Raw genomic sequence first — 429 nt, 5'->3', positions numbered from 1 at the left:
GTGGTGATCCTGGCGATCATCGCCTATGCCCTGTCGATGCTCTGCTGGCTTGGCGCACTGAAAGACCTGCCGCTGGGCCGTGCCTACTCGCTGCTCAGCATCAGCTACGCATTGGTCTACCTGCTGGCCGCCAGCCTGCCGGTGTTCAACGAACATTTTTCGCTTTCAAAAACTGCGGGAGTGGCCTTGGTCATTCTCGGAGTCCTGACTATCAACTCTCGTCGTGCTAGCACCACAAGTCCCAGGAATGCCCCATGAAAATCAGTGTATTTGGTAGCGGTTACGTCGGTCTCGTACAGGCCACCGTGTTGGCCGAAGTCGGCCACGATGTCATCTGCATGGACGTTGACGAGAAAAAGGTCAAGTTGCTGCAACAGGGCCATGTGAGCATTTTCGAGCCGGGCCTGGCGGCCATGGTCAAGGAAAACC

1 protein-coding gene and 1 pseudogene are annotated in these 429 nt (G+C 56.6%); both read left to right on the top strand.

What is annotated here, in order from left to right; all coding sequences use genetic code 11:
* A partial coding sequence (gene arnF, locus HX873_RS30460) for a 4-amino-4-deoxy-L-arabinose-phosphoundecaprenol flippase subunit ArnF (RefSeq protein WP_177123690.1) occupies positions 1 to 258 on the top strand: 258 nt, incomplete at its 5' end.
* Positions 255 to 429: pseudogene (locus tag HX873_RS30455) on the top strand (UDP-glucose 6-dehydrogenase); the annotation flags it as partial. The gene arnF and the pseudogene HX873_RS30455, both read left to right, overlap by 4 nt.

The organism is Pseudomonas sp. P7758, assembly GCF_013386485.1.
In the GTDB taxonomy this organism is placed as follows: Bacteria; Pseudomonadota; Gammaproteobacteria; order Pseudomonadales; family Pseudomonadaceae; genus Aquipseudomonas.
Note: the sequence above shows the minus strand (reverse complement) of the source record. Positions and strands in the feature narration are given on the sequence as shown.